The sequence below is a fragment of the Frankia sp. CeD genome (genome assembly GCF_000732115.1).
GTDB lineage: Bacteria > Actinomycetota > Actinomycetes > Frankiales > Frankiaceae > Frankia > Frankia casuarinae.
This window is the reverse complement of the sequence record NZ_JPGU01000023.1, coordinates 1-26,298: the sequence shown is the minus strand read 5'-3', so window position 1 is coordinate 26,298 and position 26,298 is coordinate 1. Positions and strand designations below refer to the sequence as shown.

The 26,298-nt window shown below is 72.3% G+C and carries 16 protein-coding genes, 1 pseudogene and 1 riboswitch (1 of these 18 only partly in view); of the genes and pseudogenes, 6 read left to right on the top strand and 11 right to left on the bottom strand.

Annotated elements, in window-relative coordinates; translation table 11 throughout:
• On the bottom strand, nt 1-1,119 hold the 5' portion of the coding sequence (locus CED_RS13440) for a bifunctional cobalt-precorrin-7 (C(5))-methyltransferase/cobalt-precorrin-6B (C(15))-methyltransferase (RefSeq protein WP_051868816.1). It extends 318 nt beyond the left edge of the window; the window shows 1,119 of its 1,437 coding nt (coding positions 1-1,119); its start codon is at nt 1,117-1,119; the stop codon falls past the left edge of the window.
• A gap of 900 nt (nt 1,120-2,019) precedes the next feature.
• Between CED_RS13440 and CED_RS13435 the strand changes: the two genes are divergently transcribed.
• On the top strand, nt 2,020-8,292 hold the full coding sequence (locus tag CED_RS13435; RefSeq protein ID WP_035911063.1) for a type I polyketide synthase: 6,273 nt from the start codon (nt 2,020-2,022) through the stop codon (nt 8,290-8,292).
• An 80-nt stretch (nt 8,293-8,372) separates the two neighbouring features.
• A pseudogene (locus CED_RS13430) lies at nt 8,373-9,869 on the top strand (acyl-CoA synthetase).
• A gap of 39 nt (nt 9,870-9,908) precedes the next feature.
• Here CED_RS13430 and CED_RS13425 read toward each other — a convergent pair.
• The 10 genes from CED_RS13425 to CED_RS13380 form a co-directional block, all read right to left on the bottom strand.
• Nucleotides 9,909-11,870 (bottom strand): ABC transporter ATP-binding protein, encoded by a 1,962-nt coding sequence (locus CED_RS13425; protein ID WP_011437368.1) that lies wholly within the window; start codon nt 11,868-11,870, stop codon nt 9,909-9,911.
• Nucleotides 11,848-12,396 (bottom strand): lasso peptide biosynthesis B2 protein, encoded by a 549-nt coding sequence (locus tag CED_RS13420; RefSeq protein WP_313950025.1) that lies wholly within the window; start codon nt 12,394-12,396, stop codon nt 11,848-11,850. The genes CED_RS13425 and CED_RS13420 overlap by 23 nt, the downstream gene beginning before the upstream one ends.
• On the bottom strand, nt 12,393-12,710 hold the full coding sequence (locus CED_RS13415; RefSeq protein ID WP_035911061.1) for a lasso peptide biosynthesis PqqD family chaperone: 318 nt from the start codon (nt 12,708-12,710) through the stop codon (nt 12,393-12,395). The genes CED_RS13420 and CED_RS13415 overlap by 4 nt, the downstream gene beginning before the upstream one ends.
• 22 nt (nt 12,711-12,732) lie before the next feature.
• Nucleotides 12,733-14,568: an asparagine synthase-related protein gene (locus CED_RS13410; RefSeq protein WP_035911135.1), complete on the bottom strand. Its 1,836-nt coding sequence runs from the start codon at nt 14,566-14,568 to the stop codon at nt 12,733-12,735.
• A 17-nt stretch (nt 14,569-14,585) separates the two neighbouring features.
• Nucleotides 14,586-14,696 (bottom strand): lasso RiPP family leader peptide-containing protein, encoded by a 111-nt coding sequence (locus CED_RS25335; protein ID WP_023840805.1) that lies wholly within the window; start codon nt 14,694-14,696, stop codon nt 14,586-14,588.
• 193 nt (nt 14,697-14,889) lie between these two features.
• Nucleotides 14,890-15,726, bottom strand: coding sequence for an AfsR/SARP family transcriptional regulator (locus tag CED_RS13405; protein ID WP_235187076.1), 837 nt, complete (start codon nt 15,724-15,726; stop codon nt 14,890-14,892).
• Between the two features lie 257 nt (nt 15,727-15,983).
• Nucleotides 15,984-16,733 (bottom strand): peptidoglycan-binding protein, encoded by a 750-nt coding sequence (locus CED_RS13400; protein WP_011437373.1) that lies wholly within the window; start codon nt 16,731-16,733, stop codon nt 15,984-15,986.
• Nucleotides 16,734-17,224: 491 nt separating this feature from the next.
• A riboswitch (cyclic di-AMP (ydaO/yuaA leader) is annotated at nt 17,225-17,423 on the bottom strand.
• Between the two features lie 532 nt (nt 17,424-17,955).
• Nucleotides 17,956-18,501, bottom strand: coding sequence for an alpha/beta hydrolase (locus CED_RS13390; RefSeq protein ID WP_347272493.1), 546 nt, complete (start codon nt 18,499-18,501; stop codon nt 17,956-17,958).
• 624 nt (nt 18,502-19,125) lie between these two features.
• Complete coding sequence (locus CED_RS13385) at nt 19,126-19,482, bottom strand: four-helix bundle copper-binding protein (protein ID WP_011437376.1); 357 nt, start codon at nt 19,480-19,482, stop codon at nt 19,126-19,128.
• A gap of 217 nt (nt 19,483-19,699) precedes the next feature.
• Nucleotides 19,700-21,049, bottom strand: a complete 1,350-nt coding sequence (locus tag CED_RS13380) for an amidohydrolase family protein (protein WP_235187075.1) — start codon at nt 21,047-21,049, stop codon at nt 19,700-19,702.
• Nucleotides 21,050-22,351: 1,302 nt separating this feature from the next.
• Between CED_RS13380 and metK the strand changes: the two genes are divergently transcribed.
• The 4 genes from metK (at nt 22,352) to CED_RS13355 (ending at nt 26,028) form a co-directional block, all read left to right on the top strand.
• Nucleotides 22,352-23,557, top strand: coding sequence for a methionine adenosyltransferase (metK, locus tag CED_RS13370; RefSeq protein ID WP_011437378.1), 1,206 nt, complete (start codon nt 22,352-22,354; stop codon nt 23,555-23,557).
• A gap of 212 nt (nt 23,558-23,769) precedes the next feature.
• Nucleotides 23,770-24,246: a DUF309 domain-containing protein gene (locus CED_RS13365; protein ID WP_035732031.1), complete on the top strand. Its 477-nt coding sequence runs from the start codon at nt 23,770-23,772 to the stop codon at nt 24,244-24,246.
• Nucleotides 24,247-24,389: 143 nt separating this feature from the next.
• Complete coding sequence (locus CED_RS21565; RefSeq protein WP_051868800.1) at nt 24,390-25,433, top strand: toll/interleukin-1 receptor domain-containing protein; 1,044 nt, start codon at nt 24,390-24,392, stop codon at nt 25,431-25,433.
• Nucleotides 25,434-25,668: 235 nt separating this feature from the next.
• Nucleotides 25,669-26,028, top strand: a complete 360-nt coding sequence (locus CED_RS13355; protein ID WP_035911048.1) for a hypothetical protein — start codon at nt 25,669-25,671, stop codon at nt 26,026-26,028.
• Nucleotides 26,029-26,298 lie beyond the last annotated feature (270 nt).

Here is a 26,298-nt window from a genome sequence, read left to right as displayed (position 1 = left end):
GCNGGGCACGANCCGCAGCGCCGGCACGCCGAGAGCCGTGGCATTGCGCCGGATCCGGTCGGCGCGCTCCGCCCGCGGCTCGATCGCGATCGCGCGACAGGTGCCATGGGTGCGCATCCACTCGATCGCGATGCTGCCCGAGCCCGATCCGACGTCCCACAGCAGTTCGCCCGGGACCGGTCCGAGCCGGGCCAGGGTCACCGCCCGGATCTCCCGCCTGGTGATCTGACCGTCGTGCTCGAACGCGTCATCAGGCAAGCCCGGCGTCCGCGAGCGGTGCGGGGCGGACGGCGTGGGCACCGGCTCGACGGCGACGACGTTGAGGTCCGCCGGCTCGCGCAACGGCACCTGCGGCACGACCGACCCTTGCGACACAGCTGACCCCGGCGGCACGGCCGAGGCGGCCCCGCCCGGGTGCTCCACGGCGGCCGGTGCCCGAACCCAGGCCCGGGCACCGGCCTCGACCCAGGCGGAGGCGGGGGCGCTCTGGTACGCCTCGTCCGGCCCCCCGAGCCGGTCGAGAACCGTCAGCAGGCTCTCGCCGTACCCGCGCCCGACGAGCAAGGTGGCGAACTCGACGGGCGTGGCCCGGTCGGAGCTGAGGACGAGCAGCCGTCGACGCGGCGCCAGTGCGGCCTGCACCTGCGCGAGGGGACGTCCGACCGCGCTCACCACGTCAACGTCGTCCACGGCCCACCCGAGCCGCGCGCAGGCCAGGGAGAGCGACGAAGGATGGGGCAGGACCCGCACCCGGTGCGCTCCCAGCAGCCGGACCAGAGTGGTGCCGATCCCAAAGAACATCGGATCACCACTCGCGAGAACACAGAGCTCACCCTGCCCCGCCTGAGCGCCGGTGCCGGCGTGCCCGGCCAGCAGGCGGGGCAGGGCCGGCAGCAGCGGGGACGGCCACGACACCCGCCGGCCTCCAACGGGCTGGCCGTCGATCCTTTCGGGCACGAGGGCAAGCTGGCGATCGGCGCCGAACAGCACGGCGGCCCCGCGCACCACCTCACGTGCCGTCGGCGCCAGCCCCGCCCAGCCGTCGGCCCCGATACCTACCACGGTGACGCGCACAGCGGAGGGGATGGAGTCGGCGAAGCTGGAGTCGGCGGAACTCACCGNCCCGGGGGACCCGGATCCGGTGACGTCACCGGATCCGGGCGCGGTCGCCGACGTGGCGGCAGTATCGGTCGCCGACGTGGCGGCAGTGTCGGACACAACAGGCGAGCGTAGCGCGTCGGCCAGGAGGATCAAGAATAGCTGTGCGCCTCGTCCGGACAGGCCTGGTCGGCGACCTCCGCCACCTGCCCCGCGACCGCGTCCCACCACCGAGCCGCGGCAGCGGTCCGCGGGTATATCAGCCGCCGCCGGGCACGGCGGCCGCCGGCGGCCATGGGATGNAAAATCACCGCCGTATCGGGTAGCAATTCCTGGTGAAATGCGATCCCCGACACGTTGCACGCCGGCTCCGCGATCGGTGTGGCCTTCGAAGTCCTGATCACCTACGAACCCAGGAACAGGAAGAGCAGACATCTGTACGCCAAGGTACCAGGAGCGCTCCGGGACCTGCGCATAGGATGGCCGGGTAAATTCTCACATGGCCCGATCGCGCCAGGACGTTTGAAGCCCAAACGCAGCGTCGGGCACCATGGCGTTCATGCTTGTTCACACGTGACCGACGACACGCACCCCGGCCGGCATGGTCGTACCCTGAGGAGATGGGGGCGTCACACTCTCTACGGAGAGCGGACGGCTCCGCGCTCCGACTCCTCGCCGGTTGCCTGAGCCATGCCCTTCCGCGTCCAGAGGAGATATTCCAAGTCGTTCTCGGCCCCGGCTTTCCGGGACTTTGTCCCACTCCGTACCGAGCGCTGACGGCTGGCCCTGGCTTTGGTCCGTGGCGGCCTTCTTCGTTGTCCGTCGACCCGTGGCCGAAACGAACGAAGGCGAACGCCCGGCGACGGACGCGGCTGTCGCCGACGCGTCGTTTCCTCATTGCATAGGACGCTGGGAGTTTGCATGCGCGATACGCGCGAAATCCAGGCACGATCGCCGCGCGGCACCGGTGGTGGGGCGAGCGAGGCGTGGCGTCTGCGGCTGACCGGCCGATCGGAGACGGCCCAGCGCGAGCTCCTGCTGGACCTGATAGCCGGCCGGGTCGCCGTGCTGACCGAGCGCAGCGGCGACGCGGCCATCCTCGGCCGGGAGTCCTCCTGGCGTGGTCTCGGGGTGTACCGCGGCATCGCCGATCGGCTGCGAGACGAACTGTCCGCGGCGACGGGTCTGCGCCTGCCCGCCACGCTGTTGTTCGACCGGCCCTCCCCCGAGGCCCTCGCCGACCATCTGCGCCGTGAGTTGCTGGGTATCGACGAGCCCGCCGCCGNCCCCGCCGCCGNCCCCGCGGCCGTCCCGCCGGCCACCGCCGTTCCTGCCACCGGCGAGGTCGGCTCGGAGCCGTTCCGGGGCCATGATCCCGTAGTCATCATCGGCATGGCCTGCCGGCTGCCCGGCGGCGTCGACTCACCGCAAGCCCTGTGGGACCTGGTGCGAGAGGGCCGGGATGCCGTCGGCGGCCTGCCCGACGACCGGGGCTGGGACCTCGACGCGCTCTACGACCCTGATCCCGATCAGCCTGGCACCGCCTACACCCGCCATGGCGGGTTCCTGCCCGGCATCGCGCTGTTCGACCCGGGATTCTTCGGTATCGGTCCGCGCGAGGCACATGCCGTGGACCCGCAGCAGCGGCTGATGCTGGAGATCTCCTGGGAGGTGCTGGAGCACGCGGGCNTCGACCCACGGTCGCTGCGGGGCAGCCGGACCGGCGTCTTCACCGGGGTGTCGCTGCAGGACTATGGCCCCGCCTGGCATGCGGCGCCCGCCGAAGCCCAGGGACAACTACTCACCGGCAACGCCTCCGGCGTGATCGCCGGCCGCGTCTCCTACACGCTTGGCCTGGAAGGGCCCGCGTTGACCATCGACACCCAGTGTTCCTCGTCCCTGGTGGCGGTGCATCTGGCCGGCCATGCGCTGCGGGCCGGCGAATGCGACCTCGCCTTGGCCGGTGGGGTGACCGTGATGTCGACCCCAGGGATCCTGGTGGAGTTCAGCCGCAAGCGGGGCCTGGCGTCGGACGGGCGCTGCAAGGCGTTCTCCGCCGACGCCGACGGCACCGGCTGGGCCGACGGCGCGGGCGTGCTGCTGCTGGAACGGCTCTCCGACGCCCACCGTAACGGCCATCACGTCCTCGCGGTCCTGCGTGGCACCGCGATCAACCAGGACGGCGCCAGCAACGGGATGACCGCGCCGAACGGCCTGTCCCAGCAGCGCCTGATCCGCCAGGCGCTGGCCAACGCCGGGCTGCGCGCCGCCGACGTCGACGCGGTGGAGGCGCACGGCACCGGCACGACGCTCGGTGACCCGATCGAGGCCCAGGCCGTCATTGCCACCTACGGCCAGGACCGTGCGGCACGGCGGCCCGTCTACCTCGGGTCCCTGAAGTCGAACATCGGCCACACCCAGGCCGCCGCCGGCGTCGCCGGGATCATCAAGATGGTGCAGGCGATGCGGCACGGCGTCCTGCCGCGGACCCTGCACGTGCGCGAGGCGTCCCCGCACGTGGACTGGTCGGCGGGCGACGTCGCCCTGCTCACTGGAAACGTCCCCTGGCAGCGCCGGGACGGCCGGCCGCGACGGGCGGCGGTGTCGGCGTTCGGGGTAAGCGGCACCAACGCTCACGCCGTGATCGAGGAAGCACCACCCGGGCCGGGAACGGACGCCATGGGTGCGGACCGCGCCGGAGAGAACCCGGCGAGCGCCCCGGTGCCTGTCGTCCTGTCCGGCCGCTGCGACGCGGCGCTACGTTCGGCGGCCGCCCGGCTCGGCGCGCACCTGGAGCGCCATCCCGAGATCTCTCCCCTGGACGCGGGATACACCATGGCGGGTCGCACCCACTTCGAGCACCGTGCCGTCGCCGTCGTCCGCGGATCGGCGGCGTGCGGCAGCGGCACACACCTGACCGGGACCGGGACCCTGACCGGGACCCTGGCTGCTCTGGCCGAGGCCCGTCCCAGCGCCGGGCTGGTCCTGGGCACGGTCCGACCGGCGCTCCGCCGAAGCGGAACCGCCCGGGGGGCAACCGCCTTCCTGTTCACCGGCCAGGGCAGCCAACGCCCCGGGATGGGCCGCGAACTCCATGCGACCTACCCGGTCTTCGCCAACGCCCTCGACGACGTCTGTGCCCACTTTGCGCCGCATCTCGAACNCCCACTGCGCGACGTCATGTTCGCCCCCGCCGGTTCCCCGGGCGCGGCGGCGCTCGACCGCACCGAGTACACCCAGCCCGCGCTGTTCGCCTTCGAGACCGCGCTGTTCCGGCTCCTCGAATCCTGGGGTCTCGCCCCGGGGATCCTCGCCGGGCACTCCATCGGCGAGCTCACCGCCGCCCACGTCGCCGGAGTGTGGACCCTCGACGACGCCTGCGCTCTCGTCGCGGCCCGCGGCCGGCTCATGCAGGCCTGCCGCGCCGGCGGAGCCATGACCGCCATCCGCGCCGGCGAGGCGGAGGTCGCCGAGTCCCTCGCCGGACTCGCCGGGCGGGTCGAGATCGCCACCGTCAACGGCCCGAGCGCCACCGTCATCGCCGGCGACGCCGACCTCGTCGAACGCGTCGCCGTCGGCTGGGCCGAGCGCGGCCGCGCCATCAGGCGGCTGACGGTCAGCCACGCCTTTCACTCCCCGCACATGGACGACATGCTCGACCGGTTCCGAGCCGTCGCCGAGAAGATCACCTACTCCCCGCCGGCCATCCCCGTCGTCTCCACCCGGACCGGCGACCTCGACCTCCAGGCCGGGCTCACCACCCCCGACCACTGGGTACGCCACGTCCGCGAACCCGTCCGTTTCCTCGACGCCGCCCGTCGCCTGCACCGCGAAGGCGCCGTCGCCTACCTCGAACTCGGTCCCGACGCCGTCCTGACCGCGCTCCTGCCGGCCTGCCTAGCCGCCGACGCCCAGCGCACCGAGAAGACCCAGCGCACCGAGAAGACCCAGCGCACCCAAAGCACCCAAAGCACCCGGGACGCCCAGAACACCCGCGACGCCCGGGACACGGTGGCCGCGGCGGCGTCCCGCGCCGNCCGCCCCGAACCCGACACCCTCCTCACCGCCCTGGCTGAGCTGCACGTCCACGGCGTCGACGTCGACTGGCGCGCCCTGTACCGGGGACGCGGCGCCCGGCACCGGGAGCTGCCCACCTACCCGTTCCAGCGCAGGCGCTACTGGCTCGACGGGACCACCGCTGTCCCCGCGCCCCGTAGCCCGACCGTCGGGACGGCCCGCGCGGCGGACCCGGACGGCTGGTCTTACCGCACCGAGTGGCGGCCCCTGGACTCCGAGGACGTCACCACCGCCGTGACGGCCCAGGCCATCGCCGTGACGGCCCAGGCCACCGCGACGCCACCGCTGTCCGGCGTGTGGCCGGTGCTGACCCCGGCCGCCGCCGTCGACGAGGACATGCTCTCCCGCATCTGCTGGATCATCGAACGCCTCGGCGGCACGGCCGTCACCCTCACCCTCACCGGCGACGACGCCGACCGCGCCCGGGTCGCGGCGCTGCTGTCGAACGCCATACCGCTGCCCGACGCCATACCGCCGTCGGGCGCCATACCGCCGTCGGGCGCCATACCGCCGTCGGGCGGCGGCCCCGCCGGGAAGAAGACGGTGCAGGCGGTACGCGGCGTCCTGTCCCTGCTCGCCCTCGACGACACGCCGCACCGCATCCATCCGGCGCTGACCACCGGGCTCGCCCTCACCGTCCCGCTCGTCCAGGCGCTACACGACCTCGACGTGTCCGCACCGCTGTGGTGCGTCACCCGCGGCGCGGTCACCACCGGTCCCGACGACCCCGTCACCACCCCGGACCAGGCCATGATGTGGGGACTCGGCCGCGCCCTCGCCCTGGAGGACCCCGACGCCTGGGGCGGTCTGATCGACATCCCGACCAACCTCGACGATCAGACGCTGGCGTGGTTCGGCTCCGCCCTCACCGCCCCCGGTAGCGAGGACCAGCTCGCCGCCCGTGCCACCGGGCTGTTGGTNCCCCGCCTCGTCAGAGCCGACACCGTCGGTGCAGCAGACAACACCGTCGGTGCACCGACCGACACCGTCCCGCCAGCGTGGCGGCCTCACGGCACGGTCCTGATCACCGGTGGCACCGGCGCCCTCGGCGCGCATGCCGCCCGCCGGCTCGCCCGCGACGGTGCGCGCCGGATCGTCCTCGTCAGCCGCCGTGGCCCCGCGGCTGCGGGGGCGGAGGACCTACGCGCCGAACTCGCCGCCCTCGGCGCCGAGGCGACCATCGAGGCCTGCGACGTGGGAGAGCACGAACAGCTCGCCGCCCTGCTGCGGAGACTGGCCAAGGCGGGCCGGCCGGTGTCCGCCGTCGTGCACGCGGCCGGTGTCATGGGGCAGGTGACCGCCCTACACAAACTCGATCTCGGGGAGTTCGCGGAGGTCGTGGCCGGAAAGGTCGCCGGCGCCGCCGGCCTCGACCGGCTACTCGACGGCACCGGCGGGATCACCGGCACCAGCGACACCAGCGACACCGACGGGATCACCGGCACCAGCGACACCAGCGACACCAGGCTGGAGGCCTTCGTCCTGTTCTCGTCGGTGTCGGCGACCTGGGGCAGTGGCGGCCAGGCCGCCTACAGCGCGGGCAACGCCTACCTCGACGCCCTCGCCGCGCGGCGGCACGCGCTTGGTCTCGCCGCCACCTCTGTCGCGTTCGGCCCGTGGGCCGATGCCGGAATGGGCGCCGAGGCCACGTTCCGTGACTACCTGGGCCGCCGTGGCCTGACCCCGCTGCCCCCCGACGCGGCGGTCACCGCGCTCACCCGGGCGGTCGCGGGCGGGCAGGCCGCGCTCACCGTCGCCGACGTCGACTGGGAGCGCTTCCTCCCACCCTTCACCGCCGCCCGCCCCGGGCGTTTCTTCGACGATCTATGGAGCCGGTCCACGACGGCCGGACCCGAGGGGGACGCCGACCCGACCGGCACCGACGCGCCCCCCGCCCGGGTGGACTACGGGACGCTGCCCGGGCCTGCCCGCGCCCGCGCGCTGTTCGACCTCGTGCGGGCGGAGGCCGCGGCCATCCTCGGGTACCCGTCGCCCGACGACGTGGACCCGCAGCGCCGCTTCCTCGAACTCGGCTTCGACTCACTGGCCTCGGTTCAGCTCAGCCGCCGACTGGCCGCCGCCACCGGCCTCACCCTGGCCACGCCCGTCGTCTTCGAGCATCCGACGGTCTGCGAGCTCACCCGCCATCTCGATACCCTTGCCACCCTCGCCACCCAGCGGCACCCGGACATCGTGCCCGGCGGACCCCCCGCGCGGGCCGGGACGCAGGTCGCGCCGATCGGCGTGCGCGAGCTGTACCGGCAGGCGTGCACGGACGNCAAGTTCGCCGAGGGCGTCGGTGTCCTGCGGGCCGCCGCCCGGCTCAGGCCCGTCTTCCGCACCGTCGAGGCCTTCGGCGCGCCCGCCGCGCCGGTGAGACTCGCCTCGGGTCCGGCCAGGCCCACCATCGTCTGCCTGCCCTCGATGGTTGCCCCGTCGGGACCGCACAACTNCGCCCGCCTCGCCCTGCACCTGCATGGCCGGCGGGACGTGTACGCGCTGCCGCATCCCGGATTCGGCGACGGGGAGCTGCTTCCGGCCACCGCGGATCTCGTCGTCGACCNGCATGCCGAGACCATCGCCCGGGCGTTCGACGAGATCCCCCTCGTGCTAGCGGGTTACTCCTCGGGTGGCTGGCTGGCACATGCGATCGCGGCCCGGCTGGAGACCCGCGGGATCCACCCCAGGGCGGTGGTGCTGCTCGACACGTGGCTGCCCGGGGACCGCATCCCCGAGGGTGACATCCAGGAGGAGCTTCGCGGCGTCGCCCTCAACGACCAGGCCTTCGCGCTGATGACGGAGGCACAGGTCACCGCGCAGGGCGCCTACCTGGACCTGTTCGAGGGCTGGCGGCCGACCGCCGTCAACGCGCCGGTCGTCCTCGTCCGGGCGATGGAGCGCATGCCCCAGCAGGCGGTCGCCGAGAACCCCGACGGGGAGGGCCAGGCCTGGGNGACCGACTGGGTGATGGAGCACGAAAGGCTCGACGCCGCCGGCAATCACCAGACGATGATGAACGAACACGCCGCCTCCACCGCCGCGGTCCTCCACCAGTGGCTCACAGAACTGGAGCGGCCCACAGAACTGGAGCGGCCCACAGAACTGGAGCGGCGCTGATGCATCGACGCGCACCGCACCTCGGCGGCGGTCTGGGCGGAGCTGAGCGTTGACGGGTTCGGCCATGGGAGCATGACGGAGTGACCCTGCTCCCACTGCCTGCCGGCGAGCACGACGGCCCCGCCGTCCGGGTCGGGGAGGTCGAGTTCACCCGCGCAGAGCTCTTCGCGGCCGCGTCCGTCGTCGCCGGTCGGGTGGCCGGCGCGCCGGCGGTGGCCGTGCACGCCGAGGCGACGATGGCCACCGTCGTCTCGGTCGTCGGCTGCCTGCTCGCCGGGGTGCCGGCGGTACCCGTGCCGCCTGACTCCGGGCCGCGGGAACGCGGTCACATCCTGCGCGACTCGGGCGCCGCCCTGCTGCTCGGCAGGCCCGCCTGGGACAACCTCGCGATCCCCACCGTGCCGGTCGATCTCACCGCACGGTCGGGGTCTGCCGGCTCCGGCTCCGGGTCCGGGTCCGGGGAAACCGGACCGGCGCTCATCCTCTACACCTCCGGGACGACCGGAGCCCCCAAGGGCGTGGTGCTGTCCGCCCCGGCCATCGCCGCCGATCTGGACGCCCTCGCCGACGCCTGGGCCTGGACGCCCGAGGACACGCTCGTGCACGGGCTGCCGCTGTTCCACGTCCACGGCCTGGTCCTGGGTGTGCTCGGGGCGCTGCGGGTCGGCAGCCGGTTGATCCACACCGTCCGCCCGACCCCGACGGCGTACGCGGCGGCCGGGGGGACCCTGTACTTCGGCGTGCCGACCGTGTGGTCCCGGGTCTGCGACGATCCGACCACCGCCCGCGCCCTGGTCTCGGCCCGGCTGCTCGTCTCGGGCAGTGCCCCCCTGCCGAGGCCGGTGATCGACCGGCTCACCGGGCTCACCGGCCTCGCCCCGATCGAACGGTACGGGATGACCGAGACGTTGATCACCATCAGCGCCCGGGCGGACGGGGAGCGCCGGGCGGGCTGGGTCGGTACCACCCTGCCGGGGGTGCGGGCCCGGCTCGTGGACGACGAGACGGGGACCGAGCTGCCCGCGGACGGGGAGAGCATCGGCGAGTTGCAGGTCCGCGGTGCCACCCTGTTCGACGGGTACCTGGGGCGCCCGGAGGTCACCGCCGCGTCGTTCACCGCGGACGGCTGGTTCCGCACCGGTGACGCCGCGGTCGTCGCCCCGGACGGCCACCACCGAATCGTCGGGCGCCGATCCACCGACCTCATCAAGAGCGGCGGTTACCGGGNGGGNGNNGNNNNGGNCGAGGCCGTACTGCTGGCCCACCCGGCCGTGCGCGAGGCCGCCGTCGTCGGGCTGCCGGACGACGACCTCGGGCAGCGCATCGCCGCCTTCGTCGTCGCCCCCGACCTGGCCGGTGCGGCGGGCGGGGCACCAGGCGGGATACCGGGCAGGGCGTCGGACGGGACACCGAGCGAGACGGCAAACGAGACGGCGAGCGAGGCGCTCATCGACTTCGTGGCGCGGGAGCTGTCCATCCACAAGCGGCCCCGGGAGATCCACCTGGTGGCCGAGCTCCCCCGCAACTCGATGGGCAAGATCCGCAAGTCCGCCCTGGCTCCCCCGGAAACGCCCTGAGTGCAGGTCACGGCGTCGAGGAGAGCGGGCTCGAAGCGCTCACCTCACCGGGGCGGGAGGCCCTGCGGTCCCGGCTCGCCCGCGCTCTGGCGGGCTGACCGGCCCGGCGGGGCTGGCGGGGCTGGCGGGACCGGCCGGCAGGCCCGTGGCGAGGCCGCGGTAGAACGCGCTGGTCGCCATCAGCTCCTCGTGCGAGCCCTGCGCGACCACGCGGCCCTCGTTCAGCACGAGGATGAAATCCGCGGCCCGCACCGTGGAGATCCGGTGGGCGATGACCAGCAGTGCCCGCTCGGCGGCGATCCGGCTCATCGCGCGAGTGAGCGCCTGCTCGTTGACGCTGTCCAGCTGGGCCGTGGGCTCGTCCAGGAGCAGCACCGCGGGCTGAGCGAGCAGCGCGCGGGCGATCGCGACCCGCTGCCGTTCCCCGCCGGAGAGCAGCACACCATGATCACCGACCGGAGTCCGGAGCCGCTCGGGCAGCCGGTCGGTGAAGTCCCGCAGCCCCGCCGTGGCCAGGACCGCGGCGATCTGCTCCTCGGTCGCATCCGGCGCCGCATAGGTGATGTTGTCCCGCAGGCTGCCGTGCAGCACCGGGGTGTTCTGCTCGACCAGCCCGACCCACCCCCGGGCGGTCGCGCGGGGCATCGCGCGGACGTCGTGGCCGGCGAACAGAATCATTCCGGCGTCCGGCTCGTAGAAGCGCTCGACAAGCTCCAGGATGGTGGACTTGCCGGCACCGGACGGCCCGACCAGCGCGACGTGCCCGCGAGACGGCACCGTGAACGACACCCCGCGCAGCACTGGCGTCTGCGCGTAGCCGAACCAGACGTCACGGAACTCGATCGACGGCGCCCGCGGGTTCGGCGTCTCCCCTCGTGACGAGAACGAGGACGACACTCGCGACGAGGACAAGGGCGACAATGGTGCCGGCGGGCGCGTCCCNCCNGGGGCCACGACCGCGACGGTGCGCAGCGGACCGCGCACGGACTCGTCGTCGCCCTCCCGGGGCAGCGCGAACACCGCGTTGACCCGCGACAGCGCCCCCATCCCCCGCTGGATGGTCGCCGCCGCCTCGATGAGCTGCGACAACGGCATCACCAGGTAGGTGGCATACAGCAGGAAGGCGACCAGGCTGCCGAGCGAGGCCGAACCGCGCGCCACCAGGACCCCGCCGACCAGGAGCACGACCAGCACACTTCCCTGCACCGCGAGCTGCATCGCGGGGGCGATGATCGAGTCCAGCTTCGCCATCCGGAGGCCGGCCTGGTAGGCGGCCGCGGCGTGGTCGCCGATGCGCGCGGCCTCCCGCCCCTCGGCGCGGTTCGCCCGCACGGTACGGATCGCGGCGAGGGCGCGCTCCAGGTCGGCGGTCATGCCGCCGACGCTGGCCTGCCCACGTTCGGACACCGTCCTGATCCGGGACAGCGCGCCGAGTACCACGACCCCGGCCACCGCCACCACCCCGAGCACGAGCAGGAACAGCCAGGGGTTCAACCAGATCATCAGGGCGACGGCGCCGACGACGCCGATCACGCTGGTGACCAGGGCGGTGAAGCTGTACGCCACCGCCTCCCGCACCACGGTCGTGTCGGTGTTCGCACGGGAGATCAGATCCCCGATCCGCCGCGTGTCGAACACCCGCATGCGCAGCCGCAGCAGGTGGCCGATCAGGCTGGTGCGCAGGCCGAGCAGGACGCCCTGGCCGACGCGCTCGAGCAGGTAGTGCCCGGCGGTGTCGATCACCGCCTGGCCGACGAACAGACCCAGCAGCGCCCCGATGAGCCAGCCGGGAACNCCCCCCGCCTGCGCGGCGTCGATCACCCGCATCACGAGCAGCGGTTGGAGCACCCCAACGGCGGTGCCAACCACGGTCAGCGCCGTGGCGATCGCCACCGCCCCGCGACGGCCGCGCAGCAGCGCCCAGAGTTCCGTGACGCCCCGCGACGCAGGCCCCCGGGCAGCTCCCCGGCCCTCCCCCTCAACGACGTACGCCCTCGTCACGAGGCACGCCCCTTCCCCGAAGCCCGCCACTCCCACGGAGCCCGCCACTCCCACGGAGCCCGCCCACGCGACGGAGCCAGCCCACGCGACGCGGCCCGGTTACCGTTCCCGGACCGACGCTGAGCAGCGGCCGCAGGTAGCCTGCCGGCATCGACTCCCCGACGATCACTCCGTCCGCCTCGACCCACGCGTGCGCGGCGAACGGCGCGATGGTGCGCACCCCCACACGCCACGTCGGGAACGTTCCGGTCAACCGGCACAGCAGGGCGGTCGCTATCGAGCGGGGAACACAGCCCCGCGCGCCGCGGCAGGTGAGGCTCACGGCTGTCACCGCCTGCCGGGCGGCGAGCGCGGTGCCATAGTCGGCCGGGCGGGCGCCCGCGCCCACCCCCGTGAGCACCCGGCAGATGCGGGCCGGCGACTGGGTCGCGAGCACCCGCGCGATCCCCACGGCGACCAGCGCGCCGAGCCGACGAGCGAGGGACGGTTTCGCCTCCGGCCGCTCGACCACCATCGGCGCGGTCACCGGGCCCGCGTCCGGGGATCGCAGACCGCCTCGGTCTCGGGTGACCATCGGGACTCGGGCTCGGCCTCGATGAGGCCCACGTCCGCGAGTTGGGCGAGCAGACCCTCCACGTCGCGGCGCGCCGTCTCCGGGTCAACCTCGCTGGTCTCACACAGCCCGCGGACGGCGGCTGCCGTGTCACCGCCGTCGAGCAGGATCCGCAGCACCAGGTCACCCGAGGGGTTGAGGGTCCAGTATCGGCCGTTGTCGATATGGAGGAGCACCGCTCCGTACTGGGTCGGCGCCCGCACCACGTCAGGCCGCAGCGTCACCATGATCACTCACTCCTCCGGTAGCTCAGTCAGGGCCCCGCCGGCTCGCGAGCACCCGCAGCCACGCGTCCGCCGCGAACGTCGGTCGCAGCGCCTGGTGGCGATGACCAGGTACGGACGAAGATCGGCACGCCTGGCGCAGCGCGTCCGACTCGATCAGGCCGAGATCGGCCAACGGGCTGTCATCGCACAGCTTCACCAGGACGTCCTGGCTGGTGCGCAGGCCCTGATCCTCCTCGGCGGCGGTATCCGCCTTGGTCTCGCGGCGCAGGCATTCCTGCGGCACCAGCCGGCGCATGGCCTCCTGCAGTAGCGGTTTGTACTCCCACGGACCGGTGCGCTCTTCGGGCCGCACCGCCAGCACCGCCCGGACCACCCGCTCGTCGAGGAAGGGTGCGGCGAGCGGCGGGCCGACCGGATCGGCGAGCTGGTCGAACAACCGGAACACCGCCGCGCCAGCGCGGATGGCGAAGAGATCGGCGTGGCCGTCCCGGGTCTCGGCCAGCGGCCGGGCGCGCCGGACGGCCTCCGCGAACGCTCCGGCCAGCAAGTCGAGGGCCGTCGGCGTGAGCCAACCCGGGACCACAGGCGGAAAGGCCCAGTCGAGCGAGGCCAGGACGCCCGGGTGGGATCGGCCGGAACCGGCCGGACGGCGCGCGTGGCCGACCGTGGCACGGCGGGCCTGGTCGAGCGCATCGGCCATGTCGGCGAGGCAGTCCCGGTAGCCGCGCGGGCGCATCATTCGCAGGCACGCCATCCACGGCCAGCCCTCCTGCGCTCGGTGTCCGCGCAGGTCGTGCAGCGCCCGCCGGGGCCGGCGGCGCAACAACCGGGGGAGGTAGGCGGGACAGCCGTAGGCGACCTCGTCACCACCGAACCCGGTGAGGTGCACCCGCGGCCCGTACAGCGCGACCCGGTCAAGACCCGCGCGCAGCTTCGCCCGGTCGCCGATGCCGACGAACGGCCGGTCGAGCGGTTCGTCGGCGTCGGCGATGCCGTCGTAAACGAGGGGAAGCCCGGCGGCGGGCAGGATCTCGCGCGTGACGCCAGGGAGCGTGGCCGCGGCCCGCGCGGCGTCGTCGTCACCGGGATCGGGGGCGATCCCGGTGAGCGCGACCACGTCGGCGGGGCCGCGCGCGGCCAGGCAGCACACCGAGGNGGNGCTCAGTCCGCCCGACAGATCACAGCTCACTGTCCCGCCGCCGGCGACCCGCGCCGCCACGGCCTCGGCGAGAGCCGCCCGCAGGGTCGGCGCCCCCTCCGTGCGGGACCGCACCGGTGCCGGTCGACGCCACCACCGCAGGACGGTGGCCTTCTCGTCAGGGCCGACGAGAAGGTAGTGATCCGGGGGCAGCGCGTCGATCGACTCCCAGAGCACCAGGTCATCGAGCGGATGGGGCGGTGACGGGTCGAGCAGCGACAAAGCCAGCGCCGTCCGGTTCAGCGGGGCGCCCGTGAGCCGGGCAAGCACGTCGGCGCGGTCGGCGGCGACCAGGTGGCTGCCCAACCGGGCGGTGAAGACCCGCCGGGTTCCCGTCGGGCTGCCCTGGACGCGACGGTGGCTGTCGATTTCGGCGATCACGTGGTAGTCGCCGGCCACGGCGCGCGCGAGGTCGAGAGCGTGCACGTCACGGGCCGAGAGAAGCAGCCGCAGGAGCTGTCGCGCGTTGGTCGCGGCACACCCGATCAGGGCCAGCCGCGAGCGCCCGGCGACGGCACTGACCATGGCATCGTCCGGCCAGTTGCCGACGATCCACGGCCGCCCGGAGGCATACCGCAGCATGCGACGAGCCCCCGGCGGACGCACGACGGGATCACGGTCGGCCAGCACCAGAAACCAGCAGGACGGAATCGGGACCACCGCCACCCCGGCCGCCGTCACGCAAAACGCCGCCAGGAGTAGTCACGCCCCCAGCCCCAGCGGCCGTTCGTCACTGCGGCGAAGCTGCCGGCATCTTCCAGTCGCGGGGGGAGGTAGATAGCCTTCATCGTCTTCTCCTCAGCGGTTTCCGCGCGCCCTCGCCCCGGTGGCGTGCGCCCCGGTGGCGATACACGGCGGCGCCGCGCGCGTGGCCCGGGCGCCGGCCGGCTGGTCCAGCCCGTATGGTTGAAATTCCCCCGCCGGGTTCACTGGCGGTTNAGCTGACTTCCGGCGCACGACTCGGCCGGCACGGCCGTGGCATCAGGTGACCCACGAGTCCGGATTCAGTACATGCTGATGGGCACGCCGCAGTTCGACACCGGGCTCGATCCCGAGTTCGGTCACCAGCCGCCGGTAGACCGTCTGGTACTCGGCCAGTGCCTCGGCCCGCCGGCCGGTGTGTTCCAACGCAAGGATCAGCTGGGCCCAGAGACGTTCCCGGGTCGGATGTTCGACCGTGAGCGCCCGCAGGGTCGGCAGCACCCGGTCGTACTCGCCGAGGGCCAGGCGGGCGTCGATCAGGTCCTCGCACACCGCCCAGCGAGCCTCCTCCAGCCGGAGGACCTCCGCGCCCGCGATCTCCGCCGGGAGCTCGTCGAAGGCGTCCCCCCGCCACAGCGCGAGGGCGCCTTCGAAAAACCCGGCGGCGCGTTCCGGCGAGCCGGCGCGCACGGCGGCGCGGCCCTGCTCGGCGGCCGATTCGAACCGCTTAGCGTCGATCTCACCGGACGCGACGACCAGGCGGTACTCCCCCGGCCGGCTCTCGATGCGCCCGGGGCCGTTCCCCCCGGCTCCGGACGTGTCCAGGGGCGGCCGGAGGGTGTGCCGCAGCTCCGAGAGATAAGTCTTGATGTTGCCCCCGGCGGAGCGCGGCGGGGCATCCTGCCAGAGCGCGAGCCGCATCCCGTCCACACTCACCCACTGGCCGGCGTGCAGCAGCAGGGTCAGCAGCAGTATGCGCTTCTTGCGCTGGTCGATGCGGACCTGCTCGCCCGAGGATCGCCGCACCTCCAGCGGCCCCAGGACCGCGAACAGGAGACCGGCCCCGGTCACGGAGGATGCGTTCGGACTCGCCTCAGGTAGGTNGTCGTCGAGCATCGTGGCTCTCATCGATCGGGCCCCCGTTTCGGTTTTCCCGTGCGGGCCGGCTGGTCCCGTGCGGGCCGGCTGGTCCCGCCCGGGCCGGTGCCGTCTCCCGACCCGGTGCTCCCGGCCGGGTGCTGGCCCGGTGGCTGAATACCCCCACCTCACCCCGGGTAGTCATCCGGTGCGTGCGGATATCGAGCAGCGCCCTCGGGCGGGTCGGGAACACCGGCCGGCGGCAGCGGAGCCCGGTCGGCGGGCCTCGATCAGAGTCAGATCCCGAGCTTCGCCCGCGTCTGCGGTCCGACGATCCCGTCAACCACCAGACCGTGCTTCAGCTGGAAGTCCTTGACCATGTGGTTGGTCTGGTACCCGAACTTCCCATCCACGCTGATCGGGTAGCCAAGGCTGGCGAGCCTCTTCTGGATCTGGTGGACGTCGAGGCGGAACCCGAGGCCGACGGCCAGCGACGGGTAGCGGGCCGCGGGTGCCACCACGGCCGCACGCACCGGGGCAGCCAGCGAGGAGTAGGAGATGTTCGTGAACCGCACGCCGCGCGAGACGGCCGCCGCCGCCGCCTGTCCCCGGGCCAGGTAGCGGTAGTGCAGGCCGTTGGTGTAGGCGCTCCAGGCGGTGATGCCCTGGCCTTCACAGACCTTCTTCGCCGCCCAGGCGTTGACGGCCGGGTCGTAGAGGTTGCGGTTACCCACCCAGCCGGCGTGGGCCCGCATGTTGATCTGCCACAGGCCGCGCGAGTCCTCGCCGTAGGTGGCGTGGGCGTAGGGGTTGCCGCCGGACTCCGCAAGAGCCACCGCGACCCAGGTGGCCAGCGGAACGCCGCGGCAGCCGGGCAGTCCCGCGTTCGCGGCCGCGCTGGCGATCGTCACATCGGGGACCGTGGTGGCGGCCCTGGCCGGGCTCGCGGTGGCGAACATGCCGGCGCCGGCGCCGATCACACCGACGGCGGCGACAACGGCGCCCCGGGTCCGGGTGGAACGTTTCCGATGCTTTCCCTTGGCCATTTCTTTGACATCTCATTTCGGTGTCGTCGAACACAGACGGGTGATCGAGGGGAGGGATGCCGCTCGAAGGAGGGCGAGCGGAGACGACCGCGCTGGAGAAGGGCAGCACCCAGTGCCGGTCTGCCGGTGCGCCGAGAGGCCGTCCGGGGACGACCGGGGACGACCGATCGACGCGCCCTGGGGATCCCGGGGTCGATGGGCTGAACAGCACGGCAGGCGGCCGTGGTCATTCCGTTCCAGGCCTGGCGGGCCCGGTGGACGGCAGGGGTCAGCCGACCACAGACGACGAGGCCGGGTGGCTTTCAGCCGAGCTGGTGGTATGGCGCGTCAGCGCGATCGGCCGGTACGGGCACCGACCGGATGGCACGTTCTCGCGAAGACGTCAGGGCGAGAACGGCGCCCCGTATGGCGGGGACGCACCGCGGGNCGCGCCGAACGGCGTCACGGTCCAGAAGACCGGAGCCGAGCGTTCCTGAAACACAGGCAACGTCGAGTCCTTCCCGTACGCCTGCGAGGTTAGCTGTCGGGTTCGGGCCGGGAAGCCCGGCCGTTTCCGCGGCGTGCGCGTAACGGCTTAACCCCAAGGGTGGCCCGCAACGAGCCACCCGGAGGAACGTGGTTCCCCCGCTTCTGCCCAAGATCTCTCGGAGGGAGCTGCGGACCGTGGACAGAACTCGGCGTCGGCCCGGAGCTGTTGATACCCCGCAACCGTAGCGAACTACAGACCGTAGTGACAAGTACGAGTTGTGCCGAATCTGGGCGCATGTTGGTCACGATGCGTGCATAACGCTGCGATGCCGCAACTCTCGGACATCAATAGCAGCTACCGGTAGCGACGCAGATCACCCGTCACGACCGGATCTTGGCGATATGGCCGGTCTGTCGAGACGGGGACCGGTGGCCACGAGGTCCGGTAGTCACCGGGACCGCCCGGCCGTCCGGCAACCCAACCCCGGCAACCACGGCAAGCGGGAAGCCTGGCCCGGGGGTCGGGTGGCGTGCGGACGGGTACGCAAACGCGAACGGCGCAGGCTTCGAGCCTGCGGCTCGAAGCCTGCGCCGTTGAAAAACGGACGATGCGGTACGGGACGGACGACTGACCCGCGGATTCGCGTGATTCGCGCCGGCACCCGCCGAGGAAACACCTGCTGAGCGGTTGGGCCTCCCGCGAAGGCACACCCCGATCGGACCGGCACGCGGGCGCGCCCGGCACCGGGCGAGATCAGTCGACCGACCGGTCCCGCTGCCGTTGCCGTGGGGCCAGCCGCGAGACACGGAGATTCTCGAGGAACAGCAGGATGTGCGCGCCGACCGCACGCCGGCCGGGGCCGGCGAGCACGCCATGCCCCCCGGGCAGCGACGCCAGCCGGGCCCGGCGCGCGGTCCGCGTCATCATGCGCGCCAGCGCAAGCGGGCTGACCTCGTCGCGCTCGGCATGGAGCAACAGGATCGGCAGGTCGGGAAGCGACCGTGGGATCGGTTGTCCCGGATCCTCGCCCGCGATCTTCCGGTACACCAGCGGCAGGTCGAGCAACACGAGGGCATCCGGCCGGACCGCTGGCGAACCGGCGCCGACCAACGCCCGCAGGGCCCCGCTGTCCGAACCCAGCAGGACGAACGGACCATCGGGGGCACGCGCCTCACCAAGGGCGAGGACGGTGTCTCTCCCATGGTCGAGAAACGTCACCTGATAGCCGTCGAGCGCGAGCCGGAAAGCTAGGCCCTCGAAATGTTCGGCGGATTCTCCACGACCGGGAAGAAGGACCACACTGGCTCTTCTCGAGTGGGTGGGATCACCACTGGGCCAGTAACGGGTTCCCGGCCCCCCCACATATCCACGGGGGCGCGGATGAAAGTATGACGACGAAACCATGGACGACACAGCATGCTCCGATCGGAAACCGTCCAGAGATGTACCCGGTACTGACCGGACATCGATACCGAGGCGGCTGGCGTCCACGCAGGCGATGACGATCTACGGACAGACCTATCGAGTGACCGTGAATCAGGAGAACGCCAGGGAGAACACCGAGAGCGAGGGAAATCCGAGGAGGCTAGTAAAGCACGTGAAGCGGCCGGGTCGGACAACCGGACGAGGCCGCTCGCAGGAAGTCAATGTGGCCACGGACGACCAGGGGGGTCATCCGACCCACCGAGGAGAACATGACCATATTTTGCCTATCCGACGGCTACCTGTCAACATGGTCAATATTGTTACTCAGGTGTTTCACCCCATGTCCGCCCGAGGATACGTAACCGTAGCCACCGGTCGTGACCGAGGCCGCGCATCATGTGCCGCGCATCATGTGCCACGCGCCGCCGCACAGCCGGACGCCGGGGCGGAGTCGGGTGACCGCCGGCTGCGCCCCGGCGCCGTCGGGCCGGACGCGGCTCAGGCGGCGGCGCCCACCATCGTGTTGCAGCTCTCCGCGCAGGACCGGCATGCGCCGGCGAGCTTGGCGAGCTGCTGATCCTGCGGCATCCTCTCGCACATCTCAGCGCACATCACGCAGATCCGCGCGCACATCGCGCACATTTCCCCGTGCATCGGCGACATCCGGCACATCATGTCGGCGCAGGTCCTGGTGACGGCCGCGCAGTCCATCATCAGCCGCATGTTCGCCGACTCCATCATGGCGCCCGGCATGTCCATGCAGTAGGAGATCGTCTCCTCGCACAGAGCCGAGCAGGACATACACTCCTCGATGGCCTTCCGCATGTTCTTATTGATCATTTCAGCGTGCTGCATGAGAACCCTCCAGGCATTGGAGACGCGGCACCCCGTACCAGCGAACGGCCCGGACCACCTGACGGCAGCCGGCAGCGGGGCCCCTACGACGATAGCTTTCGGGGGCCGATCCGCATCTCGGTCAATCGCCGTCCCAGAATGGATCCGACGAAATCCCGCGAGCCATACTAAGGGTATTTCTTTTGATATTTCGTGAACATTCCGGAAAACGGGAGAGTCAGCCGGGCGGCGACACCGCGGGCCGCTCGGGAACGATTCTCGGCACCTCTTCCATCACCATGGTGGGGCGGACCAGCTTCCCGGGCAGCCGCGGGTGGGGCAGCACCGCGCGACCGCCAAGGAACACTCCGCTCACAGCGTCCGGCCGCTCGAAGATCGACAGGTCCCCGGGGTCCGCGTCGAGCAGGATCGCGTCGAAGGCGGAGCCGACGGCGATGCGGCCGGCTCCCTCACCCAGTCCGAAGAGCCGGGCTCCGGTCGCGGTCGCGGCGAGCAGCGCCTCGGGTGGGGTGAGCCCGGCATGGCGCAGCCGGCTGATCTCGGCCAGGTTCGCGCCNTGCCGGGTGCGGTGCCGGGCGTCGCTGCCGAGCGCGATCGGCNCCCCCGCCGCACGGGCGACCGCGATCGTGCCGGCCAGCGCGGCCTCGGTGGCCTCGGCTCGGTCCGCCGCCCAGCCCGGCAGCACTCCGGTGGCCGCCAGCGCCGCCAGGTCCTGGTAGGGCGACAGGGTGGGGACGAGCGTCACCCCGGCGGCCGCCATGGCGGCCGCCACGGGCTCGGTGAGCCCGATGCCGTGTTCGATGGAACGCGCTCCGGCTGCGACCGCGGCCTCGATCGACCGCTCGCCCAAGGCGTGCATCATCACCGGACGTCCGTACCGCCGGGCCTCCGCGACGGCGGCCGCAAGCTCCACCGGGCTGAACTGCGGCTNGGGCTGCCCCGGCCGGGCGGACATCNCCCCGCCGCTCGCGTAGATCATGATCCAGTCCGCACCCGCCCGCAGAATGCCCCGCACCGAGGCCGGCAGGCTGCCCGCCTCGGTAACGGTATGCGGGGGCCGGCCGGGATAGTCCGGCATGAGAAGATCTTCGGCCGACTCCAGCCCGGGACCGATGATCGCCCCGTCACCGTGCCGCCCGGACCGGCTCAGCCCGACGACGGACACGGCAAGCCGAGGTCCGGGCACGGTGCCCGCGCTGACCGCGTCCCGGATGCCGGCGTCGGCGCCGCCGGCGTCCCGCAGGTGTGTGACACCGGCCGCCAACGACGCCCGCAACGCGGCGGCGGTCTGCAGGACCCGGGTGGACAGCGACGCCGTCGCCAGCTCGAACGGATCATAGGTGGACTGCGTGACGTGGGCGTGGCAGTCGACGACCCCTGGCATCAGCCACAGGTCGTGGGCGTCAACGTCGACGGCGTCCCGGTCAAGACCGAGTCGCGTGCCGACCGCATGGATGATCCCGCCGCCGACGGCGACGTCGGTCGGCTCACCGAAGCGCCCGGTCCTGTCGAGGACGTGCACCCCCCGCAGGACGAAGGCCTCGGCCGCCTCTGATCGTCCGGGCACCGTCGACCGCCCGGACTCGGGACGCCCGGACTCGGACTGTTCCGTCGCGGTGGATCGCCCGTGCGCCGGAGGCTGCTCCGGAGTCAGGGATTGTTCCGATGATGCCGGGGGATCGGTCATGACCAGCGCCGTTCCTGCCGTTGACGACGACCTCCAACGCCTCGTTCCGGCCGGATCGAGCACCGACCGACAAACGCGCGGAGGCGGATGTCAGATCGAAGGTCGAGGCCGGGGTGCGGGAGGTCCGGATGTTCCGGAGGTCATCCGGATGTCAACGGGGACAGGCCGCCGTGTTGACGCGGCAGGTGTCGATGTGACGGCGATGAGTGAGTTCGACCGCGCGGCCACCCGGCCGAGGCCACAGCGTTACCGTGATCCCGCACCGGTCGTCCGACACGACGTCTCCTTCACTCGGCCCCGGATTCACTCGGCCCCGGATGACCGCGCTCAATATCATCTATCATACTCCCCCGTAATCACCGGTCCCGGATGACGCAAAGGGTCGAGGGACGAGCCGGCCAGGTCCGCTCACTGGCAAGCAACTCGTAGGAACGGACGCGATCCGCGTGCTAGCAGGCGATCGCGATGATCATCTTCTCGTCCACGCTCGATCGGCGGGCCCACACCTCGATGTCGGCCCGCTCGGCCGCCGGCACCGGCGGGNGNGGNCNCCNNCGACGGCGCGGNCGGGNCGAGAGATCGAGCCCGGGCAACGGCACACGATCGGCCTGCGGCGTTGACGGCAGGTTGACCGCCGTGGTGAGATCATTCGGTGTTCAGTCCGGCCGTTCTCGTTACGCGTGGCCACGTCGACTTCTCCCTGGTGAGTTCCGCCATCTGTACCGCGCGCTGAGCCGCGCGGCGGACGCGCTCGTCCGGCGCGCCCTCAGCGCGTTCCCGAGATCCACCGCTTCGGTCCGCTCCCTCGGCCTGGCCGGCCGTCGAGCCGGCGCGGCCGGAGGCCGGCGCGGCCAGCACCCCGCTCTCCTCACCTCGGCGCCCGCCGACTCGGAGGGCATGTCCGCATGCGGTTCGACATCCGACGGCGTCGACGAGCCCGACGCGGCACCCGGACCCCGAGCACCGGCCCTGGTGAAATGACCGTGCCGGCCAGCCAGTGCCGGCACGGATGTAGGGATGTACCGGCGCGGATCCACCGGCGCAACTCCACCCGCGCAGCTCCACCGGCGCAACTCCACCCGCGCAGCTCCACCCGCGCACGTATGTCCCCGTGCGGCCGGCACCTTCTCCCGCAACATCGTCTTGTTCCATATCTTGTTCTGTGAAACGAGGAATCCTTCCATGTCCCGTCGCCTTTTCACCTCCGAGTCGGTCACCGAAGGCCATCCGGACAAACTCGCCGACCAGATCAGCGACGCCCTGCTCGACGCGTTCCTGGCTGGCGACCCCACCTCCCGGGTCGCGGTGGAAACACTGCTGACCACCGGGCACGTGCACGTGGCCGGCGAGGTCACCAGCTCCGCGCACGTCGACGTGACCGCCGTCGTGCGGCGCACCCTCACCGACATCGGTTACGACGCCGCCACCGGCTTCGACGGCGCGACCGTCGGCGTGCTGGTCTCGATCGGTGCCCAGTCCCCGGACATCGCCCAGGGCGTCGACAAGGCCTATGAGGCACGGGTCGAGGGCGGCGAGGACACGCTGGCCCAGCAGGGCGCCGGCGACCAGGGGATCATGTTCGGCTACGCCACCGACGAGACCCCCGACCTGCTCCCGCTGCCGATCACACTGGCCCACCGCCTCGCCCAGCGGTTGTCGAAGGTGCGTCACGACGGCCTGCTGCCCTACCTGCGGCCGGACGGCAAGACCCAGGTGACCATCGAATACGACGGGGACCGCCCGGTCCGGTTGGACACGGTGGTCGTGTCCGCGCATCACGCCGCCGACGTCGACCTGGCCACCCGCCTGGTTCCGGACATCCGCGACCAGGTCATCGCCCCCGAGCTCAAGCGGTTGGCCGAGGAAAACCTGGGCCTGGAGGTAGACGGCTACCGGCTGCTCGTGAACCCGACCGGCCGGTTCGAGATCGGCGGCCCGATCGGCGACGCGGGCCTGACCGGCCGCAAGATCATCATTGACACCTACGGCGGCTACGCCCGCCATGGCGGCGGTGCTTTCTCCGGCAAGGACCCGTCCAAAGTCGACCGTTCGGCCGCCTACGCGCTGCGCTGGGTCGCCAAGAACGTCGTCGCGGCCGGCCTCGCCCGGCGGGCGGAGCTGCAGGTCGCCTACGCCATCGGCAAGGCCGAGCCGGTGGGCCTGTTCGTCGAGACCTTCGGCACCGAGACCGTGCCGGTGCCGGAAATCGCGCGGGCCGTCTCGGAGGTCTTCGACCTGCGCCCGGCCGCCATCATCCGGGACCTTGACCTGCTACGGCCGATCTATGGGCAGACTGCCTCCTACGGCCACTTCGGTCGGACGCTGCCCGACTTCACCTGGGAGCGCACGGACCGCGCCGACGCGCTGCGCGCCGCCGTCGGCCGCTGACACCGGCAGCCGCTGACACCGCGCCCCCGGTCTTGCCTGACGACGACCCCGGTCCGCGCGGCTACGGGAGGCGCCACCCCCGAGAGGCGGTCAGAGTGGACCGCATGACCACTTCGGACCGGTCCGGGCGACGCGCACCGTCCGGAACACGGCCGCCTCCCGGAACACGCCCCGTCCCCCGGGCGCACCCCGCGACTGAATCAGGGTCCGGGGTGTCCCGGCCCGGGGAACGGCCCCGGGACGCGCTTGGCCGCCCCCTTCCCCACGGCGAGACCGGCGTGCCGCCGCTCGCCTCCTCGGCCCCGCTACCGCCGGCCGCGGCGCTCGCCGAGGCCCAGCGACTCCTCGACGCGGGACTTCCCTTCCAGGCACACGAGGTACTCGAAGCCGTCTGGAAGAGTCCGGAGACCGACCCCGGCGAGCGCGGGCTGTGGCGTGGGCTGGCACAGCTCGCCGTCGGCGTCACCCATCTGGCCCGCGGCAACGTCAAGGGCGGCGTGGCCGTGCTGCGGCGCGGCGCGGCGAACCTCATCCCCTACGCGGACCGGCCTCCGCACGGCGTAGCCGTTCCCGGTCTGCTCGCCTGGGTGGACCTGCGGATCGCCGACATCGGCCGGGCCCATCCCGGGCTGCCGTGCATCNCCGCCCGGACCGCCCCGGCCGACGGCGGGCCCCGCCTCGTCGGTTAACCCCACCGCGCCACCCGCGGCGCGCCCCTGCCCGTTCTGCCCCGCNGCGGCGGGGCAGAACGGTGGCATTCATCCTAGAACGACGGTACGATCATCCTTCAGCTGGAGCGAGCAGTCCGGAGGATTTCACAGGTGGGAATCGGGTGGACCAGGGCGACTTCTTCATCAGCTACTGCCAGCGCGACCGGGACTGGGCCGAATGGATCGCCTGGCAGCTGCAGGAGGTCGGTTATCGCGTGTTTCTCCAGGCCTGGCATATCGGCCCCGGCCGCAACTGGGTCAGGGACATGGGTCAGGGGATGGAGAACTGCCGGCACACGATCGCGGTGCTCTCGCCCGAGTATCTGAATTCCCCGTACTGCCGGGCAGAATGGCAGGCGGCGTTCGAATACGATCCCGAGGGCAACCTCCGTAAGCTCATCCCGGTGCGGATAGCGGAATGCACCCCTACCGGGATGCTCCGGCAGGTGGTCCACTTCGACCTCATCGGCATCGACGACGAGGACGCCGCCCGGGAGGAGCTGCTGCGCAACGTCCGCTCGGCCTGGGAAAAAGAAGGTGGTCTCGCGCCCAAGAAGCGGCCGGGCTTCCCCCCGGCCCNGGGCNCCCGGNCCGAGCCNCNGGANCCCGNCCCCGCCGGTACACCTGGCACCCCCGCCGCCGTCACCCCGGACACCGGCCTCACCCTGCCGTTGCCGCCCACGCAACGCCCGATCACCTCACGGCCCACGTTCCCGCCGGAGGTGGCGGGATGGCGCCGGGCGGCCCGCGCCCTCCGTACCGCACTCACGCGGGGGTGGGTCGTGCTTCCGACGCTCGCCGCGGCCATCGTCATCGGAATCGCTTTCCAGGTGGCGGACGGCGGCCCCGGCGGAGTGCTGGTCGGCTCACTCGTCGCCGCGCTCGCCGCGGCCGCCCCGGCCTTCATGCTGTTCCCTCCGACGGACCGTACCGCGACGCTGGTGGTCGGTGGGGCCTGCGTGGTGGGCGCGCTCGGGGGGGCGGAAATCGCCCACGGCCGAGCGTGGGCGGCCATGGCCGAGGTGCTGGGCGCAGCGGCGTTTTCGGCCGTCTTCACCATCGCCATGCGCCCACCCCGCCCAGCGCCACCGGCCGATCCGGCGGACCCGGACCCGGCTGCAGTCACGGAGCCGGGCGTTCGGAACAAATCGGTCGTTACCCCGTAGCCCTCGGGGATCAGGCACAAGAATCGGCCGCCCTCGACCAACGGCGTCCTGCGCGGCATGGTTGGTATGCGACGATCAGCGCGGTGGGAGCGGGATGCGCGACCGGCCAGGTTCTCACCACCGGGATCCGGGGCACCGGGATCCCGGTGCGGCGGCNCAGTGGCGGACACGTGCCCCGGAGCTTGCCCCGCGCAAGGCCCGACGTCAGCGTCCCACGGATCGAGGAGTCGCCGCGATGTCCAATACCCGGTCGCGGCTGGGACGGCGTCCCATCGCCATCACCGCCCTGGTGATCCTGGCCGCCATCGTCGGCGTCTTCATCGGCCGGGCCTTCGGCGGAGACGGCCGTAGCCCGATGCTCGTGAGCACGCCCCCGAGCACGCCCTCAGCGCAGACGGCGGCACCGGAACAGGCTCGGCGCGATGCGGCGACGGAGGCGAAGGCGAACCTGCACGCGACCACGTGCACGACCGTACGGATCATCGCCGGCCAGCCCCGCACCCCCTACTCGCAGTACGCGAGCACACTCGCGAAGCTCATCAGTGATCCGGCGCTGAACGGCGGCAACGGGTGGCGCGCCTTTCCTGATTCGTAAGTATTCGGCGATGGCGTGGAGGGGCTGGTTCCGCCGTGTGGCGGTGTCGTGGCTGTGGCGGGAGTCGGGCGGNGNGTCCGCGGGNTGNTGGNGGGGGGNTGTGGGCTCTTCGTGATACGTCGGGTGTAGTTCCTGATACCGAGGACGCTGGTGATGTGTCCTGGGTGGTGTGTCTGTTCTGTCTGTCACCGATGATGTCACCGAGGTGGCGTACTGGCGTGGGCGTGCCGAGCGGGCCGAGGAGTGTGCGGAGAAAGCCGAGGCCCGTGT